Here is a 533-nt window from a genome sequence, read left to right on the forward strand (position 1 = left end):
GGGGGACTGCGGTTTGACGATGCCCCAGGCTCCGAAGCCCGCCAACGCCAGCGCCCCGACGACCACTCCGGGCAGGACGGCGCGCAGCGGCCTGTGCGCGCCCTCCTCGGTGCCGGTGGCGGACGGCTGGAGGAAGGCCGCCACAGTACGCCGCTTCGCAAAGGTGTACGCGTTGAGCTCATCACGTCGTGATGCCATGGCCGCCTGCTTCTCCCCGCACGGCCCGGTCGGTGAGTACGGTCCCCGAGCCTCGATTGTCTGACCGGGCACCTACTATGCCTCTTGCCGGAGACCTCGTACCGGGGCGGGTAGGCTCTGTTGGCCGTTCAACACCCCCCGGTGCGCGCGATTTCAGGCACCGTGGGGCATCAGGGCCTGTCGGGGCGGATCGAGGGGATTCCCGGTGTCGGGCGGCGACCGTCGCGCGGCATCGGACGTACGGGGTCCGACCCCGGGATGGGGAGGTGCGCGAGTGATGGCCACCGCGACGCGGTCGCAGACGACCCCGGCCGCATCCGCGGGCGACGGGGTGA

2 protein-coding genes are annotated in these 533 nt (G+C 71.7%); both read right to left on the reverse strand.

What is annotated here, in order from left to right; all coding sequences use genetic code 11:
- Nucleotides 1–198 (reverse strand): type VII secretion protein EccB (locus G3I71_RS46375; RefSeq protein ID WP_203733086.1); only part of this gene is annotated, 198 nt, incomplete at its 3' end.
- Nucleotides 199–351: 153 nt separating this feature from the next.
- Nucleotides 352–533 (reverse strand): hypothetical protein (locus G3I71_RS50645; protein WP_203733088.1); only part of this gene is annotated, 182 nt, incomplete at its 5' end.

Source organism: Streptomyces sp. SID12501 (genome assembly GCF_010550245.1).
Taxonomy (GTDB): domain Bacteria; phylum Actinomycetota; class Actinomycetes; order Streptomycetales; family Streptomycetaceae; genus Streptomyces.